The sequence below is a fragment of the Psychromonas sp. genome (assembly GCF_983033635.1).
Genome location: NZ_CEZLMY010000035.1, coordinates 12833 through 29358, shown reverse-complemented (window position 1 = coordinate 29358; position 16526 = coordinate 12833). Strand labels below are relative to the sequence as shown.

Below are 16526 nucleotides of genomic sequence, written 5' to 3'. Positions count from 1 at the left end.
CGTCGCTGTGAACGTACGAGCGATAACGTCGTTTTTCTGTTCTTGAGTTAGCGAGTTAAAACGAACTGCGTAACCAGATACACGGATAGTTAACTGAGGGTATTTCTCAGGATTTTCCATTGCATCTAATAACATTTCACGGTTCATTACGTTTACGTTTAAGTGCTGACCACCTTCAATTTCAGGTGTGTGCTTAAAGTAACCGTCCATTAGACCCGCTAAGTTAGCTTTTTGTGCGTCGTCAGTTTTACCTAATGCATTTGGCACGATAGAGAAAGTATAAGAGATACCATCTTGTGCGTATGAGAACGGTAGTTTAGAAACTGATGTTAATGATGCAACTGCACCTTTTTCATCACGTCCGTGCATCGGATTTGCGCCTGGTGCAAAAGGAGTACCAGCACGACGACCGTCAGGCGTGTTACCAGTTTTCTTACCGTATACAACGTTAGATGTAATAGTAAGGATAGACTGTGTAGCACGTGCGTTACGGTACATTTTACGAGACTGAATTTTCTTCATGAAGCTTTCAACAAGTTCACAAGCGATATCATCAACACGTGGATCGTTGTTACCAAATTTAGGGTAATCACCATCAATTTCGAAATCAGTTGCGATGCCGTCTTCGTCACGAACTGGTTTAACAGTTGCGTATTTGATTGCCGCTAATGAGTCAGCTGCAATTGAAAGACCCGCGATACCACATGCCATTGTGCGTTCAACGTCACGGTCATGAAGAGCCATTAGAGACGCTTCGTAGCTGTATTTGTCGTGCATGTAATGGATACAGTTAAGTGCAGTCACATAAGTTTCAGCTAACCAGTCCATGAAGTGATCAAGGTTTGAGTAAACTTCATCGTAATCTAATACTTCAGCAGTGATTGCTGGAAGAGTACGAGGACCAACCTGTGCTTTAGACTTCTCATCAACACCGCCGTTAATTGCGTAAAGAAGAGTTTTAGCAAGGTTTGCACGCGCGCCGAAGAACTGCATCTGCTTACCAACAATCATTGGTGATACACAACAAGCGATAGCATAATCATCGTTGTCGAAGTCGTTACGCATCAGGTCATCATTTTCGTACTGGATAGAAGAAGTATCGATAGATACTTTTGCACAGTATTTTTTGAAGTTGATTGGTAACTCTTCAGACCATAAAACAGTGATGTTCGGCTCTGGAGAAGGACCCATAGTGTATTGTGTGTGTAGGAAACGGAAGCTGTTTTTAGTAACAAGCGTACGACCATCAACACCCATACCACCGATAGACTCAGTAGCCCAGATAGGGTCACCAGAGAACAGATCATCATACTCAGGAGTACGCAGGAAACGAACCATACGTAACTTCATTACCAGGTGATCGATAAGCTCTTGAGCTTCAGTCTCAGTGATTTTACCTTCTTGAAGATCTTTCTCGATGAAGATATCTAAGAATGATGCTGTACGACCAAATGACATTGCCGCGCCATTTTGAGATTTGATTGCAGCCAGGTAACCAAAGTAAGTCCACTGGATAGCTTCTTTAGCGTTAGTAGCAGGACCAGAGATATCAGATCCGTATTTAGCAGCCATCTCTTTCATTTGACCTAAAGCACGGTATTGCTCGAAGATCTCTTCACGCAGTTTCATTGTGTCTTCTAATGTTTCACCTGCAACAAGATCTTTTTCTAAGCTCTTATGTTGAGATGCTTTTTCAGCCATTAGGAAGTCGATTCCGTATAGTGTAATACGACGGTAATCACCAATAATACGACCACGGCCGTATGCATCTGGTAAACCTGTTAATACGCCAGATTTACGACATTTAAGGATGTCACCAGTGTAAACATCGAAAACACCTTGGTTATGTGTTTTGCGGTATTCAGAGTAAGTTTTTTTGATCGTAGGATCTAATTCTTTACCGTAAACTTTACAAGAACCATCGATCATACGAATACCGCCGTTAGGGATAATCGCACGTTTTAGAGGCTCGTCAGTTTGTAAGCCAACAATTGTTTCTAGACCTTGATCGATGTAACCAGCGTCATGAGAAGTAATTGTAGAAACAAGATCTGTATCGAAATCAACAGGAGCATGTGTGCTGTTTTCCTGTTTGATACCAACCATTACTTTTTCCCAAAGCGTATCAGTTGCTGGAGTTGCACCTGCTAGGAAGCTTTCATCACCTTCAAAAGGGGTGTAGTTTTTTTGGATAAAGTCGCGAACATTAACTTCAGTTTTCCAAGTATCACCAGCAAAACCGTTCCATGCTGATAAAAAGTCTTCGTTAAGTTTAGTCATAAAGATTTACCTTTATAGTTAGAGATTAAAAATTAAATGTAATTATAAATTTATTTTGTTTTTTTGTGCCGGACGCAGATAGATCATCCAATGCATCAAACCAACGATTACGCCTCCACCGATAATATTGCCGATGGTCACGGGGATTAAATTGTTAATTATAAAGTTCATGGTCGTTATGTCTGCAAATTCACTGGCGTTATGGCCAATTGAAAGCCAAAATTCAGCTGGAGCAAAATGCTGGATTAAAATGCCTGTGGGCACCATAAACATATTCGCAATACAGTGCTCAAAACCTGAAGATACAAACATAGCAACTGGCAGTAGGACTGCAAACATTTTATCTGTGACACTGCGCGCACCAAAAGCCATCCAAATTGCAAGACAGACCATAATGTTGCATAAAATACCAAGTGCAACCGCTTCTGTAAATGAGTGATGAAGTTTATGTTGAACAATTTGTAATGCGGTTAGTCCCCATTGTCCATTGTCTGCATTATATAACCCCGCAAAGAATACAAGGAAAACTAAAAAAGTAGCACCAATATAGTTACCAAAATAAACAACCAGCCAGTTTTTTAGCATTTGTGCGCTGGTAATTCGCTGACTGGCTTTGGCAATAAGAGTAAGAGTATTGCTGGTAAATAGTTCGCCGCCGACAACCACAACTAAGAGAAGACCAAGACTGAATGCCAGGCCGCCTATAAAGTTTTTAATGCCCCATGCAAGATCCTGGCTGCCAGTTGTAACTGTAACGTAAAAAATAAATGCGAGACTGATAAACATGCCGGCAGTAACGGCGAGATAAAAAGCTGAGAGGAAGGCTTTGGTTGCTTTGCTATAGGCAACATTATCGGCTTTTTCTGTAATTTGATGAGGAAGTAACTCATCAATTTTATTTTCTGCTCGCATCTAAGATTTTAACCTATTAATTGAGTGCAATTGAGTCTAACAAATGGATTATGCAATAAAATTGATTTAAATCAACCCCTGGGAAAAAGCTGTAATTTTATTACAGTTTTTGGTGTTTTCTGCCTTTTTTGTTCTTTTTTACGCTGTTTCTTGTGAAAAAAGGTGATATTTACGTTATTTTTTTTCTAAATGGCGTGATTGAAAACCATTGTCATGTAATGGATAAATCATTTTCCTGTACGTTTATCAACTGCTTCTGCATCGTTTTATTAGTTGTGATTGCGCGCATAACTTTTATTGTGCTTTATGATTTATTTGGTTATACACTAAAAGTATAAGTTTCTTTATTAACAATGAATTATCTATTTAACCGTGATAAATCATCTATTGGGAGTAAGTCTATGAATGTTCAAATAATGGTAACTGTTAATGGCTCAAATCAAGCTGATTTAGTTAAAGTATTATCAGAAAAAACCCATGCACTAGGTGGTAAATGGTTAAATAGTAAAATTAGCCATATTGATGATTATTTTGCAGGATTGATCAAAATTGAAATTGCATCAGCGCATGTGGAAAAGCTCATTGCTGATTTTAAATCATTGGCAATTAATGTTGAAGCAGCTGTTTTAGGTTCAATTACTCAACAAAAACACACGCACCTGGATTTAAGTATTGATGCGAAAGATCGCCCTGGCTTAGTTAATGATATCTCACAGGTATTAAGTGAAAATAGTATTAAGGTAGAGAATATGGAGTGTCACCGTTTAGGATTAGCGGATATTAGTGGCACAGTATTTACCAGTCAATTTAAAATTGCCGTTTCCGATAACTTTAATAAAGAGCAGCTGATCAATTCATTGCAGGATATTTCCAGTGATTTGGTAATCGATTTACGTGCTCAATCTTAAATAATAGTTGTCTGATTAAGTTCTTTGCCACTGTGCTCAATCAATAAATTTGTTTAACCCTTCCACTTGGGTATAAAAAAAGGCGACTATCTTAACGATAGTCGCCTTTTTGTTATTCTCAGCAAGTTACATTAAAGCAATGCTGGAATACCATATTTACCTTCAAGCATACCTACTGCAAGCATTGCACCTAAACAGATGACAAATACAGAGCCTGGGATAATAACTTTATCTAAGAATGAAAGTTTATTAGCACGTTCTTTATCACCGATAAGACCATTGTTATCAAGCAACATGGTTAGTGCCCATGCTAATACGGGATTAGTAACCGCAGCTGCAAATATACAGATACCTGCAGACTGAGAGTCTTTGGTATTTTTAATCATTTGCATACCCGCTTCAAGTAGCGGTAAAAACACACCCACTAGCAATGCAATTTTCATTACCGGAGGCCATACCGCAACATCCATTGGGAAACCTAAAATAGCAATGATAATTACCAGTGAACCAAGAATTATCGAGCCTCCTGGAATTGGGCGTTTAGCGATAGCGGCTGGGATCATGTATGTTCCCCAGCTTGAAGTAATGTTACCACCACCCACCGCTGTACCTACTATTTGACGAATAGAACACATAGTCATCGTATCATCAACATCCATTAATACTTTATCAGTATTTTTAGGGTAGTTAAGTTCTTGGAATATACGGTGTCCTAAGAAGTCTGGTGACCACATAGCAACTGCTAAAATAGCAAATGGCAGTGATGCAATAAAGTGTTGTAAGTTAGGTAGACCCAACATCCAACCTTCAGTTGTACTACCCCACCAGTAAACTGGATTCAAGTTAGGTAACCCCATCTCCGTTTGGAAGACGATGTCAAATCCTGCACCACAAAGAAGTGCAACCACAAGACCGGTTATCGCACAGGCTGGAATAGCTAACCAACGTTTATTAATTTTTGCAAGGTAAGCATATAGTATGACTGTAGCAGCTAAAACCACTAGGCCGATATACCCCATGCTGCCTGCTGTAACACCGTGCTCAACAGATTCAAGTCCTTTGCCCCATGATTGAATACCTGTAATCATAGAGAGGGTGCCACCAAAGCCAAGGAAGACCAATAAACCACCCGCAACCCCGTCACTGGTTAAGTTAACTAGTTTCGAACCACCTTTAAAGTAACTCAGTATTAGACCAAATACCCCCAGCAAAATTGCTAAAGCAAGTGGATGAGCACCGGCCAATGCAATTGCGCCAATTAATGGGATCATTGGGCCATGGTTACCAGCTAAGTTAGCGCGTGGATTAAGAAAACCTGATGCGATAACACAGAATAATAATGCTGGAATAAGCATCTCTACACGAGCTACTTCGATAGCAAATTCTTTACCTAAAGTGATATGTGGCCAAGCTTGTGTTAAACCGTCAGCCCATGACATCATTACTGCAGAATACATTGCGATAATACCAATAGTACCAGCAATAGCGGGTACAAGATCTTCCCACTCAAAACGGAAGTCGCGACCAGGTAAGTTTAGCGCGTAACGACGTGGTTTCATTATTTGAAGTTCATGATCCAGGTAATCCGAACGAGTTTCAAACTCGCTTGCTGGTTTGTGCAATTCGCGATAACTCGCGTTTTTGTTTTCGTCCGACATGGTACGAGGTACTCCCTTACTGTTGGTGAGTCTTGATTAAAATGAAAAAGTTAAATAATACTAGTGAATTTCACATAAAAATTGGGCAATTCATTAATACTATCAAATAATTTGGCGTAGCTTATCGGAAGAGTTAAAAAGCTGATTGATCTGGATCAGAATAGTAACGATACTGAAATTAAATAACTAAAAAGTATTGCTTGAACTGTGATCTGGATGGGGGGAAATGCACCATATTGTGCTTTAATGTTCGTCTTTTGATCAACAATGTTAGAATTTGACCAGCAAGAGCTATTTTAATTTAGCCGCAAATGCGAGTGAAAATAAGCCCAATTACATTAGTAATTCTATCTCCTGTAAAATTTGTAAACACCACTGTTCAATGCGCTGATCACTGAGCTCATATTGAGAGTCTTCATCAAGTGCCAGCCCTAGAAACTGCGTGCCGTCTGCGTTTAATGCTTTGGATGCCGTAAACTGATAACCTGCTGTCGGCCAGTAACCGATAAATCTTGGTGCTTGTGTGATTAATTTGTCGTGTAACATGCCAACTGCATCAATAAACCACTCCCCATATCCTTCCTGGTCTCCTAAACCATATAGGGCAACAATCTTGTCTTTTATATTAACTGACTCAAGTTCATCCCAAATTGCGCCCCAATCTTCCTGTAATTCACCGTAATCCCAAGTAGAAATACCTAAAATCAGAATGTCGTAATTATTTATCTTGCTAAGAGGCTCGGTTTTTATATTAAATAGATCCACAATATCGGCACCAATAACTGCTTGAATTTTTTCAGCTGCTATTTCGGTATAACAAGTACTAGAGCCATAAAACAAACCGATTTTCATAATAAAACCTTATAAATAAAGAGAAGGAGAGTTTAATGGAAGAATTAACTATTGACCAATTTTTAGATTCATTATGGTTGGAGAGAGGGCTCTCAAAAAATACGCTTGATTCTTACCGCCATGATTTGCGTTTGGTTGAGCTGTTTTTAGAAAGTCGAGGACAGATATTGGCTGATGCCAGCTCTGTAGATTTAAGTGACTATTTTAGTTTTCGTTTAAATAGTGAAAAAGAGTATAAAAATAGCTCCACAGCCCGTTTAATGAGCGCTCTGCGCCGTTATTATCAATATTTATGCCGAGAGAAAATGCGCAGTGATGATCCGAGTGCTAAATTGCAAAGTCCAAAAACAATTAAACCCCTGCCAAAATCACTGTCTGAGTCAGAAGTTGATGGTTTGTTATCGGCCCCTGATTTAACGGATAGCGTGCAATTTCGTGATAAAGCTATGTTAGAGCTGTTATATGCAACCGGTTTGCGTGTCTCGGAGTTGGTGGGACTGACTATGGGGGAGATAAATTTACAACAAGGTGTGGTACGTGTTACCGGTAAAGGTAATAAAACACGTCTAGTACCATTAGGTCAAGAGTCCGTGTATTGGCTTGAACGTTATCTTGATGAGACGAGGTCTGAACTGTTAAAGGGACAAAGCAGTGATATCCTGTTTCCAAGTCGCCGTGGTAACGTGATGGTACGGCAGACATTCTGGCATCGTATTAAATTTTATGCGCAGGTTTGCGGCATAGATAAAGAGGCATTATCACCTCATGTACTGCGTCATGCTTTTGCAACACACTTATTAAACTATGGTGCGGACTTACGTGTTGTACAGATGTTATTAGGGCATAGTGATCTTTCAACAACGCAAATTTACACCCATATTGCTCAAGATAGGCTAAAAGAGTTACATCAGGAGCATCATCCAAGATCTTAGTGGCTGTTAAATTATGCTACGGCGCTAGAACCTTACGAGTTATGCTAATGCTGTTAGGGCATAGTGATCTTTCAACAACGCAGATTTATACGCATATTGCGCAAGATAGGCTAAAAGAGCTGCATCAGGAGTATCACTCAGGAGCTTAGTGGCTGTTAATTCAATTTCCGTATTAAATTATGCTACGGAGCTGGGACCTTACTAGTTATGCAGATGTTATTAGGGCATAGTGATCTTTCAACAACGCAGATCTATACCCATATCGCTCAAGACAGATTGAAAGAGTTGCATCAGGAGCATCACCCGAGAGCTTAATTATCTAACTGATTCAACACTATTGCATCAATACACAGAAAAAAATTCACAAGGAACTCATTTCTAGGCATACTCAGGTACATTCAGTGGTTTGAGTATATCGCTAATTTACTAAATACTAATTTAATCTTAAGGGTTGTATATGTCTTTGAATCTGTTTAAAAAACGCATTGTAACTATGGTTGCAATGTTAGTTTTCACCTCTTTTTCTTTTGCGGCACAAGCGGTTGATAAAGCGGCGGTTGATAAAATAACGGCAAAAATGAGTGCGCTGCAAATACAGGTGACTTCTGTAAGCCCTTTCGTTGTTGATGGTTTATATGAAGTATTAACAGATAGGGGCGTTTATTACGTTAGTAAAAACGCACAATTTTTAGTGCATGGCAATATTTACGATTTAGATAATGATATGGAAAATATCTCTGAAAAAAGCTTAGTGGCGCTACGTAAAAACAAATTAAAAGCGTTTGAAAAAGATATGATTATCTATAAAGCGCCGCAAGAGAAACATGTTATTACTGTTTTCACCGATACTAGCTGTGGTTACTGTCAGAAATTACATGCTGAAATGGCTGATTACCATAAACAAGGTATTACAGTGCGTTACTTAGCTTTCCCGCGTGGCGGCTTAAAGTCTTCAACATATAATTCTATGGTTTCTATCTGGTGTGCAGATGATCAAAAGCTGGCTATGGATAACGCCAAAAAACGTCGTGCAATTGAACCTAAAACCTGTGACAACACGGTAAAAGAGCAATATGAATTAGGTCTGTTTTTTGGTGTTAGCGGTACGCCTGCAATTGTTTTAGAAGACGGCTCTCTTAAGCCTGGTTACTTACCTGCCGAACGTTTAATTCAGTTGTTAGAGCAAAAATAAAAGCAATACACACTTTAATAATGATATAAACTGCATTGATATTCTCTTATTAATGCAGTTTATAGCAATTGCATCCCTACTTTCTTAATCGGAGTATTGCTATTCTTTATGGCCTCTATTCAAGTAAAAAATCGAAGCTTTGTTGACTCTGGCTTTCTTAATCTTTCCTGCTCTCCACTATTAAAACAACTCTATGCCAATCGCGGTATTACAAGCGAAAGTGAATTAGATACCAGTACCAAAAGTTTATTGCAAAGCAAACAATTAAAAGGCATTCATCAAGCCTGTGAGTTGTTATATCAAGCTTTATTATCTTCACAAAAAATTATTGTAATCGGGGACTTTGATGCCGATGGAGCAACCAGCACTGCGCTGAGTATTCTTGCGCTACGCATGTTAGGCTTTACTAATATTGATTACCTTATTCCCAATCGTTTTGATTATGGTTATGGATTAAGTCCTGAAATTGTTGATTTAGCGATTAGCAAAGGTGCGCAACTATTAATGACTGTTGATAACGGCATCTCAAGTATTAGCGGTGTGGCGTATGCTAAAGAGCAGGGGTTAACAGTATTAGTTACTGACCATCACCTTCCTGGTGAACAGATACCAGAAGCAGATGCCATTGTTAATCCCAATCAAGCAGGTTGTGACTTTGCAAGTAAAAATTTAGCGGGGGTGGGGGTCGCATTTTATGTGATGCTGGCACTGCGCGCATTTATGTCAGACAAAGGCTCTTTTGCGAATATACAAGCACCGAATTTAGCATCTTTGTTAGATATTGTCGCATTAGGCACTGTGGCTGATGTGGTTGTGCTTGATGCAAATAACCGCACCTTGGTTCAGCAGGGTTTAGCACGTATTCGTGCGGGTGTTTGCCGCGTAGGTATCAGTGCGTTGATTAGTGTTGCTAAGCGCAATCAGGCACAGCTTGTTGCCAGTGACTTGGGTTTTTCATTAGGACCAAGATTAAACGCAGCTGGTCGCTTAGATGAGATGAGTTATGGTGTGGAGCTGTTATTATGCGATAACGTGGAGCAGGCTAATATTCTTGCCAATGAACTTGATGCGTTAAATCAATCTCGCAAGGAAATCGAGCAGGGCATGCAGGATGAAGCATTAAAAACCCTGCAAAATTTGCATATTGATGAAGAGCAGCTCCCCCATGCGATCTGTTTATTTGATCCGCAGTGGCATCAAGGTGTAATTGGTTTGGTCGCATCTCGAATCAAAGAATCTTATTACCGTCCTACATTTGTTTTTGCGAAAGCTGCTAATGGGGAAATAAAAGCTTCGGCACGTTCAATTCCTGGTGTGCATATTCGCGATATACTGGATTTAGTGGATAAAAAAATACCCAATGTTATTTTGAAATTTGGTGGTCATGCGATGGCTGCCGGCCTTTCATTAAAAGAAGCTGACTTCAAATTGTTTGATAAAATATTAAATGAAGTATTAGAAGCACAAGTTGCAGCTGAGCTTCTCAATAATGTGATGCTTTCTGACGGGCAGTTAAGTGCGCAGCAGTTTAACCTGGCGCAAGCGCAAGAGTTACGGGATGCTGGGCCTTGGGGGCAGGGATTCCCTGCTCCACTTTTTGATGGTTCATTTAAATTGTTACAACAACGATTAGTTGCCAGTAAGCATCTTAAAATGACCCTGCAAGTGGGTGATAAAACAGTTGATGCCATTGCATTTAATGTCGATATTAAATTTTGGCCTAACCCATTGGTAAAAAGTGTGTATTGTACTTATCGTTTAGATATCAACGAATTTAGGGGGAATCGAAGCGTGCAGATGCTGGTGGAGTTATTACAGCCAGAGGATTTGTAAAAGAGCCCGTAAGCAAATTAGCTCAGGCTGGGGAAATCCAGCCTGAGTTAATTTGAATTTAATGACTTAAACCGCGCCTGTAAAATCAAGCTGGCGCCAGGCTTCATAAACGAATACTGATACAGCATTGGATAAATTCATAGAGCGACTTTCCGCTCGCATTGGAATACGCAGTTTTTGCTCGCTAGGTAACGCATCAAGAATTTCACCGGGTAAACCACGTGTTTCCGGGCCGAACAGTAAAACATCATCAGATTGAAAATTTGCTTGGTGATGAAACTTAGTGGTTTTTGTTGTGCAGGCATAAATATTTTTTCCTGCCACAACTTTCAAAAAGGCTTGATAATCTTTATGGCGATAAACATTTGTAAGCTCATGGTAGTCAAGCCCGGCTCTGCGTACTTTTTTCTCATCTAAATCAAAACCTAACGGTTCAATTAAGTGTAAAACACAGCCTGTATTCGCACATAAACGGATAATGGCGCCAGTATTTTGCGGGATCTCAGGTTCAAATAGTGCTACTTCAATCATAGTATCTCATTTTTATATTATGAAAATCGTGGGAATTGTAAATGCATACATACCTGTTTATCAATGTTTTCCGCCCAAATTTTACCGCCATGTTTAAACATCGCATTTTCAGCTATGCTCAAACCTAATCCCGCACCGCCAGTTTCACGTTCGCGCGATTCATTAAGGCGATAAAATGGGCGGAATATATTGCTTAATTCACTTTCTGGGATTAACGGGCCATCGTTTTTTATACTTAAAATTATCTCTTTTTTGTTAATCGTAATTTCGATGCTGATAGTTTTTTCTGCATATTTGATGGCATTTCTAATAATGTTCTCGATAGCACTGTAAGCAAGCTCTGGGTAGATATTAATAGTGATGCTATCTAATACCGGGTAAATAAACGTTTTACCGTTTTCATTCGCTTCAAACTCAGCATCTAAAAATAACTCCTCTAAAAACTCGTTAAGTGCAATATCTTCTTTGTATTCAGGGCTTAATTGCATACGTGATAGATTTAACATTTCTGCAATCATTAACTCAATTCTTTCGATTTCCAGCTCTATACGTTGTAACTCTTTACTTTCTCCTGCACGTTTTTTATTAATTGCTAGTGCAAGACCCAGACGAGTGAGCGGTGAACGCAATTCATGAGAGATATCACTTAATAGACGCTGTTGGTTGTTAAGCATATTTTTTACTGAAAGTACCATCAGTTTCATTGAACTGGCCAGCTGGGTAATTTCATCGCTGTTTTTAATAACCGGAAAACTTGTATCGAGTTCACCCTGTGCCACTTTATTAGCTACATCCTGTAATTGACGTAATGGCTGAGTTAAATGCCATGCGAGAAAGGCGCATAAAGGGGTACTAACCAGTAATGCGGTGAACAGCAATAATAATGGGTTATCAATTAACCATTCGATTAACTCTAATGATTCTTTTTGATTCGGGTAAGAGAAATATAGCAGCAACGGTTGTTGATTATGGATGATCTGAATCGGACCTAAGTAGGTTTTACGCTTATGGACTTTTTTTAGAGGTTTGTTGGGGGATTGACTATCGAGAATGAACTGGCGCATTTTTCTCGGTGCGCGATCATTAATTAAGCGTCCGGACAGATCGGTTAAATATACGCTGCGCAGTGTTCTTCTTGGATCTAAGTGTATTAATTGCTTGTGAGTAATGTTGGGGTGTCGTTCGATAAATTTTTGAATACGCTGTTGCTGATTTTTCAAACTTTTAAAATCACTAGTAGTGATCGATTGCAGCTGTCGCCCATCTAATTTAGGTATCAAAATCAAAACAGTAGTTAACAGTAAGATTAACAACCAAAAACTGATAAAAATTTTGATAAATAATGAGTTAAGTGAATTCCATTGCACTGTGTTGTCCTTTTTAAACTATCTAAATAAAGCGCCTTATAAATAAGGCGCTTAATCGGCATAGATAGTTAGCTAGCTTCCTTTGAGATGGCGTTACCTTCTAACCACATGTAACCACGTCCTCTGAAGTTTTTAACGCGTGTTTGCCCATCCAGCCTAGCAGGTAACTTACGTCTTAGGTTACTTAAGTGCATATCAATGCTGCGGTCAAAAGGTTGTAGTTTTTTACCGAGCACTTGCTCACTAAGCTCTGCTTTTGAAAACAGTTCGCCAGGGTGGTGAAGAAATTTCTCTAACAGTAACAGTTCGGTGCCCGTCAATTCAATAGTAAAGTCCTGACAAACTGCCTGTTGCTGAGCAGGAAAAAGTTCAATGTCTAAATGCCAGATTTTATTTTTGCTTTCCGAGTTTTTGTGTTGCGTTCGACGTAAAATAGCGCGAATGCGGGCAAGTAGTTCACGTTCACTAAATGGTTTTGCCAGGTAATCATCAGCGCCCATTTCAAGCCCTAATACTTTATCAATCTCATCACCTTTAGCTGTGAGCATTAGTACAGGGGTTTCACTTTTTTGACGTAATAATTTTAGCATTTCAAAACCATTCATGCGTGGCATCATTACATCTAATAAAATCAGATCGTAATTGCCTGTGAGCGCTTGTTGTAAACCACTTTCACCATCATGTTCGGTTGCGATATTGAAATTTTCAAGGGATAAGAATTCGGCAAGTAAAGAAACAAGTTCTCTATCATCATCAACTAAGAGTAAGTTTTTCATATTGTGACCTTAATAAAAATGCCTCTGCATAAGTATAAGTCACTTCTGAAGAGGTTAAAGTAAAATGATATTCATCTCTAATTCAAATCCATTCGTAGTTAAAGAGTGTAAGCGTAATGCATATTTTATTGATGTGGTTATTAAACACTGTTTTTAGCTTTTTGTATAATTATTTACACTTCTTTACATAGCATTACCTGCGCATGACACTACTTTGTTGCGGTTGTTTTATACTTATTAAGCAAGAAATAATTAATAATTACATTACAAAAGGGTTTTATTATGAATGCATTATTTAAAAAAGTTATGATCGCTGCGGTTGTGTTTCCGCTTACCTTTTCCAGCGTTTATGCAAAACAAGGAGGCCAGGGAGGAAATTCTTATGCAATGCCACTCAAAGCCATGCTTCAGCAAGTTGATTTAACAGCAGAGCAACAACTTGAAATAAAAACTATTATGCAAAGTTACCGTACTCAGCAGCAGGCAAATAAAGGTACTTTCCATGATAGTCAGATGGCAATTTTAAAAGCGGAACAGTTCGATGCAGAACAAGCGGGGGCTTTGATTGATGCAAAGGATGCATTAAGAAAAGATAAAAAGCTTAAAAGAATGCAGATGATGTTTGAAGTTTATCACTCACTAACGCCTGAGCAGCAAGCTAAAATGGACCTTTTATTTGCTCAGCAGCAGGAAAAAATGCTAAACCAGGCTCAAGGCAAAGGTCAGAAGAAGAATAAATAATAGCATCTGGTTTAAATGAGCAAACTCGCTATAATAACACCTTCATCATATTGATTTATTGAAGGTGTTTTTTTGCAAACAAATATTAGCCAAGAAGAATATGGGCGTTTAGTGAATCTTGCTGGGCGCGCTGCTATTGCTGCCGCTTCTTTATTAATTATCGTCAAGCTGATCGCTTGGATAATAACAGGTTCTTCAAGTATTTTAGCTGCATTAACAGACTCGTTAATGGATGTTACTACCTCAATAATCAACCTGTTGGCAATAAAAATTGCACTGCAACCTGCGGATGATGAGCACCGTTTTGGTCATGGCAAAGCGGAAAGCCTTGCAGGTCTGGCACAAGCCGCGTTTATTTCTGGAACCGCTGTTTTTTTGTTGTTTAATAGTATTTCCGCATTGGTTAATGATCAGCAAATCGTCGCTTCTAATATTGGTATTGCTGTGATGATTTTCTCTGTGCTGGTTACTATTGCTTTAGTTTCTTTTCAATCTTATATCGTAAAGAAAACAGGAAGTATGGCAATAAAAGCTGACTCACTGCACTATCGAACCGATATCGCATTAAATGGGGCGGTATTATTAGCTCTCATTTTAGCAGGACTCGGCTGGCATTGGGCGGATGGACTTTTTGCTATTGCTGTTAGCTTGTATATTTTACATGGCGCATGGGAAATCGGCATGCAGTCGGTTGATGCGCTAATGGATAAGCAATTGCCTAAAACAGAAGAAGAGCAAATTGTAAAAATGGCTTATCATATTGAAGGTGTCCGCGGAGTGCATGATTTACGCACTCGACAATCGGGTAATACTAAATTTATTCAGCTGCATTTAGAGCTTGATGATGATCAGAGTTTGTATGAAGCACATGCTAAAGCTGATAGCTTAGAAGCTGTGTTAGAAAAACAGTTTCCACAGTCGGATATATTAATTCATCTGGATCCGCTCTCGGTGGTGCCATTAGAAAAGAAAAATCATAAATTACAATTTGAAACACAGCCTTTCAACGTCAGTAAGGACACTCAGTAATGGAAGCGGTTCAGCAGCAATTATGGAAAAAAATTAGAGAAGAAGCGTGGAGTTGTTCCGTAAACGAACCAATTTTGGCGAGCTTTTTTTATTCGACAATCTTAAACCATAAGAGCTTAAAGTCAGCGCTAAGTTACCAACTCGCAAATCGTTTAGATAGCCACACTATGCCTGCCATTCTGGTGCGGGAGGTTATTGAAGAAGCCTTTAGCAAAGATCCTGAGATTCTTAATGCTGCAATGGCTGATATTATCGCTGTTCAGGAGCGGGATCCTGCTGTTGAAGATTATTCTACTCCTCTTTTATACTTAAAAGGCTTCCATGCTATTCAAGTACACCGTGTTGCAAATTGGTTGTGGAAAGAGAAGCGCATCCCGCTTGCACAATACCTGCAAAATCGTAGCTCTGAGTTATTTGGGGTTGATGTTCATCCTGCTGCGACGATCGGCAAAGGTATTATGTTTGACCATGCAACAGGTGTGGTTGTTGGCGAAACGGCGGTTATTGAAGATAATGTTTCAATATTGCAAGGTGTGACTTTAGGTGGTACGGGTAAAGTAGGGGGCGATCGCCATCCTAAAATTCGTCAAGGAGTCATGATCGGGGCGGGTGCTAAAGTGCTGGGGAATATTGAAATTGGTATTGGCGCAAAAATTGGTGCCGGCAGTGTTGTTTTAGATGCTGTTCCTGCACATACAACTGTAGCCGGAGTGCCGGCTAAAGTCGTTGGCAGACCATCTTGTGATATGCCGTCACTTTCAATGGAACAAGACCTCGGTTAATCTGATGGTGGTTAAGTTAACCACCATGATTTTCTCAATATTAGGCCTCAATAAAAGCAAAACGTGGTTGCTTCTTACCATCTATTTCGATCTCTTCAATGAACATGGTTAACGGTCTTACCCATAATGACTGCTCTCCATACAGCGGGCGGTAAACTACCATCAGCTCCTCTGTTTCGCTGTGTGTCGCTAAGCCCTCAACTTGATATAGGTTACCTTTATAGTGACGGTACTTTCCTGGTTTTATTTTGTTCTGCATTGTTTCTTATTTCATTTTTATAAAAGTTAAAAATAGAGTAACACGAGTGGTGAGATTTAACGAAAATCTAAGAATATATCCCTTAAATTAAAAACAAAGGTTGAATAAGCAAGCGGGAATGCTTATTCTCAGTGGATCGAACAGAGTACATTCTTTTAAGGGGCGAGTTGATGACATTAGATCTATTGGAAAAGTTAGAAAGCAAAATTCAAAATGCGGTTGATACAATTGCATTGCTGCAAATGGAAGTCGAAGAATTAAAAGTAGATAAACAAGGCCTGGCAGAAAAAAACGGACACTTACAGGCTGAAAATATCAAACTATCAGAAGAGCACCAGCAATGGCAATCTCGTCTGAGTGCGTTAGTTGGCAAAATCGAAGAAGCAGAAGAGACGGTATAATCGCAATTATTAAGTAAATACACTTAATAAGAATGTAGTTGTTAAAAACGCTCAGTTATAAAAAAGCCCAATT

General features: G+C 39.2%; 16 protein-coding genes and 1 pseudogene. 9 read left to right on the top strand and 8 right to left on the bottom strand.

Translation table 11 applies throughout. The features are described 5' to 3' along the window. Positions 1-2280: formate C-acetyltransferase (pflB, locus tag AC4GME_RS07160; RefSeq protein ID WP_490379188.1), on the bottom strand; the 2280-nt coding region annotated here is incomplete at its 3' end. 42 nt (positions 2281-2322) lie between these two features. Next, positions 2323-3192, bottom strand: a complete 870-nt coding sequence (focA, locus tag AC4GME_RS07155; protein WP_490377596.1) for a formate transporter FocA — start codon at positions 3190-3192, stop codon at positions 2323-2325. A gap of 401 nt (positions 3193-3593) precedes the next feature. On the opposite strand from focA, the gene AC4GME_RS07150 reads away from it, so the two are divergent. Beyond that, positions 3594-4100, top strand: a complete 507-nt coding sequence (locus AC4GME_RS07150) for a glycine cleavage system transcriptional repressor (protein WP_490377595.1) — start codon at positions 3594-3596, stop codon at positions 4098-4100. Positions 4101-4231: 131 nt separating this feature from the next. Here AC4GME_RS07150 and AC4GME_RS07145 read toward each other — a convergent pair whose 3' ends face one another. Both AC4GME_RS07145 and fldB read right to left on the bottom strand, forming a co-directional pair. Further along, positions 4232-5758, bottom strand: a complete 1527-nt coding sequence (locus AC4GME_RS07145) for a DUF3360 family protein (RefSeq protein WP_490377594.1) — start codon at positions 5756-5758, stop codon at positions 4232-4234. Positions 5759-6091: 333 nt separating this feature from the next. Beyond that, a complete protein-coding gene (gene fldB / locus AC4GME_RS07140) occupies positions 6092-6610 on the bottom strand; it encodes a flavodoxin FldB (RefSeq protein WP_490377593.1) in 519 nt (172 codons plus the stop codon). Between the two features lie 35 nt (positions 6611-6645). Between fldB and xerD (AC4GME_RS07135) the strand changes: the two genes are divergently transcribed. The 4 genes and pseudogenes from xerD (AC4GME_RS07135) to recJ all read left to right on the top strand — a co-directional run bounded on the left by xerD (AC4GME_RS07135) (position 6646) and on the right by recJ (position 10567). After that, on the top strand, positions 6646-7542 hold the full coding sequence (xerD, locus tag AC4GME_RS07135; RefSeq protein ID WP_490377592.1) for a site-specific tyrosine recombinase XerD: 897 nt from the start codon (positions 6646-6648) through the stop codon (positions 7540-7542). A gap of 198 nt (positions 7543-7740) precedes the next feature. Beyond that, a pseudogene (gene xerD, locus AC4GME_RS07130) lies at positions 7741-7857 on the top strand (site-specific tyrosine recombinase XerD); the annotation flags it as partial. Between the two features lie 142 nt (positions 7858-7999). Next, positions 8000-8734 carry a bifunctional protein-disulfide isomerase/oxidoreductase DsbC gene (dsbC, locus tag AC4GME_RS07125; protein ID WP_490377591.1) on the top strand — a complete coding sequence of 245 codons (735 nt, stop codon included), beginning with the start codon at positions 8000-8002 and terminating at the stop codon, positions 8732-8734. A 108-nt stretch (positions 8735-8842) separates the two neighbouring features. Next, positions 8843-10567, top strand: coding sequence for a single-stranded-DNA-specific exonuclease RecJ (recJ, locus tag AC4GME_RS07120; protein ID WP_490379187.1), 1725 nt, complete (start codon positions 8843-8845; stop codon positions 10565-10567). A 66-nt stretch (positions 10568-10633) separates the two neighbouring features. Here the strand turns inward: recJ and trmL are convergent, their stop codons facing one another. The 3 genes from trmL to AC4GME_RS07105 form a co-directional block, all read right to left on the bottom strand. Then, positions 10634-11098, bottom strand: a complete 465-nt coding sequence (gene trmL, locus AC4GME_RS07115; protein ID WP_490379186.1) for a tRNA (uridine(34)/cytosine(34)/5-carboxymethylaminomethyluridine(34)-2'-O)-methyltransferase TrmL — start codon at positions 11096-11098, stop codon at positions 10634-10636. A 17-nt stretch (positions 11099-11115) separates the two neighbouring features. Next, a complete protein-coding gene (locus AC4GME_RS07110; RefSeq protein WP_490377435.1) occupies positions 11116-12465 on the bottom strand; it encodes an ATP-binding protein in 1350 nt (449 codons plus the stop codon). Positions 12466-12533: 68 nt separating this feature from the next. Continuing rightward, a complete protein-coding gene (locus AC4GME_RS07105; RefSeq protein ID WP_490379185.1) occupies positions 12534-13241 on the bottom strand; it encodes a response regulator in 708 nt (235 codons plus the stop codon). Positions 13242-13523: 282 nt separating this feature from the next. On the opposite strand from AC4GME_RS07105, the gene AC4GME_RS07100 reads away from it, so the two are divergent. From AC4GME_RS07100 to cysE, 3 genes are all read left to right on the top strand, one after another. Then, positions 13524-13982 carry a Spy/CpxP family protein refolding chaperone gene (locus AC4GME_RS07100; RefSeq protein ID WP_490377433.1) on the top strand — a complete coding sequence of 153 codons (459 nt, stop codon included), beginning with the start codon at positions 13524-13526 and terminating at the stop codon, positions 13980-13982. 72 nt (positions 13983-14054) lie between these two features. Beyond that, positions 14055-15011: a cation diffusion facilitator family transporter gene (locus AC4GME_RS07095; RefSeq protein ID WP_490377432.1), complete on the top strand. Its 957-nt coding sequence runs from the start codon at positions 14055-14057 to the stop codon at positions 15009-15011. Next, positions 15011-15793 (top strand): serine O-acetyltransferase, encoded by a 783-nt coding sequence (gene cysE / locus AC4GME_RS07090; protein WP_490377431.1) that lies wholly within the window; start codon positions 15011-15013, stop codon positions 15791-15793. The genes AC4GME_RS07095 and cysE overlap by 1 nt, the downstream gene beginning before the upstream one ends. Positions 15794-15833: 40 nt before the next feature. Here cysE and AC4GME_RS07085 read toward each other — a convergent pair whose 3' ends face one another. Beyond that, on the bottom strand, positions 15834-16052 hold the full coding sequence (locus AC4GME_RS07085) for a DUF1653 domain-containing protein (protein ID WP_490377430.1): 219 nt from the start codon (positions 16050-16052) through the stop codon (positions 15834-15836). Between the two features lie 170 nt (positions 16053-16222). On the opposite strand from AC4GME_RS07085, the gene AC4GME_RS07080 reads away from it, so the two are divergent. Then, positions 16223-16453 carry a cell division protein ZapB gene (locus tag AC4GME_RS07080; RefSeq protein ID WP_490377429.1) on the top strand — a complete coding sequence of 77 codons (231 nt, stop codon included), beginning with the start codon at positions 16223-16225 and terminating at the stop codon, positions 16451-16453. Positions 16454-16526 lie beyond the last annotated feature (73 nt).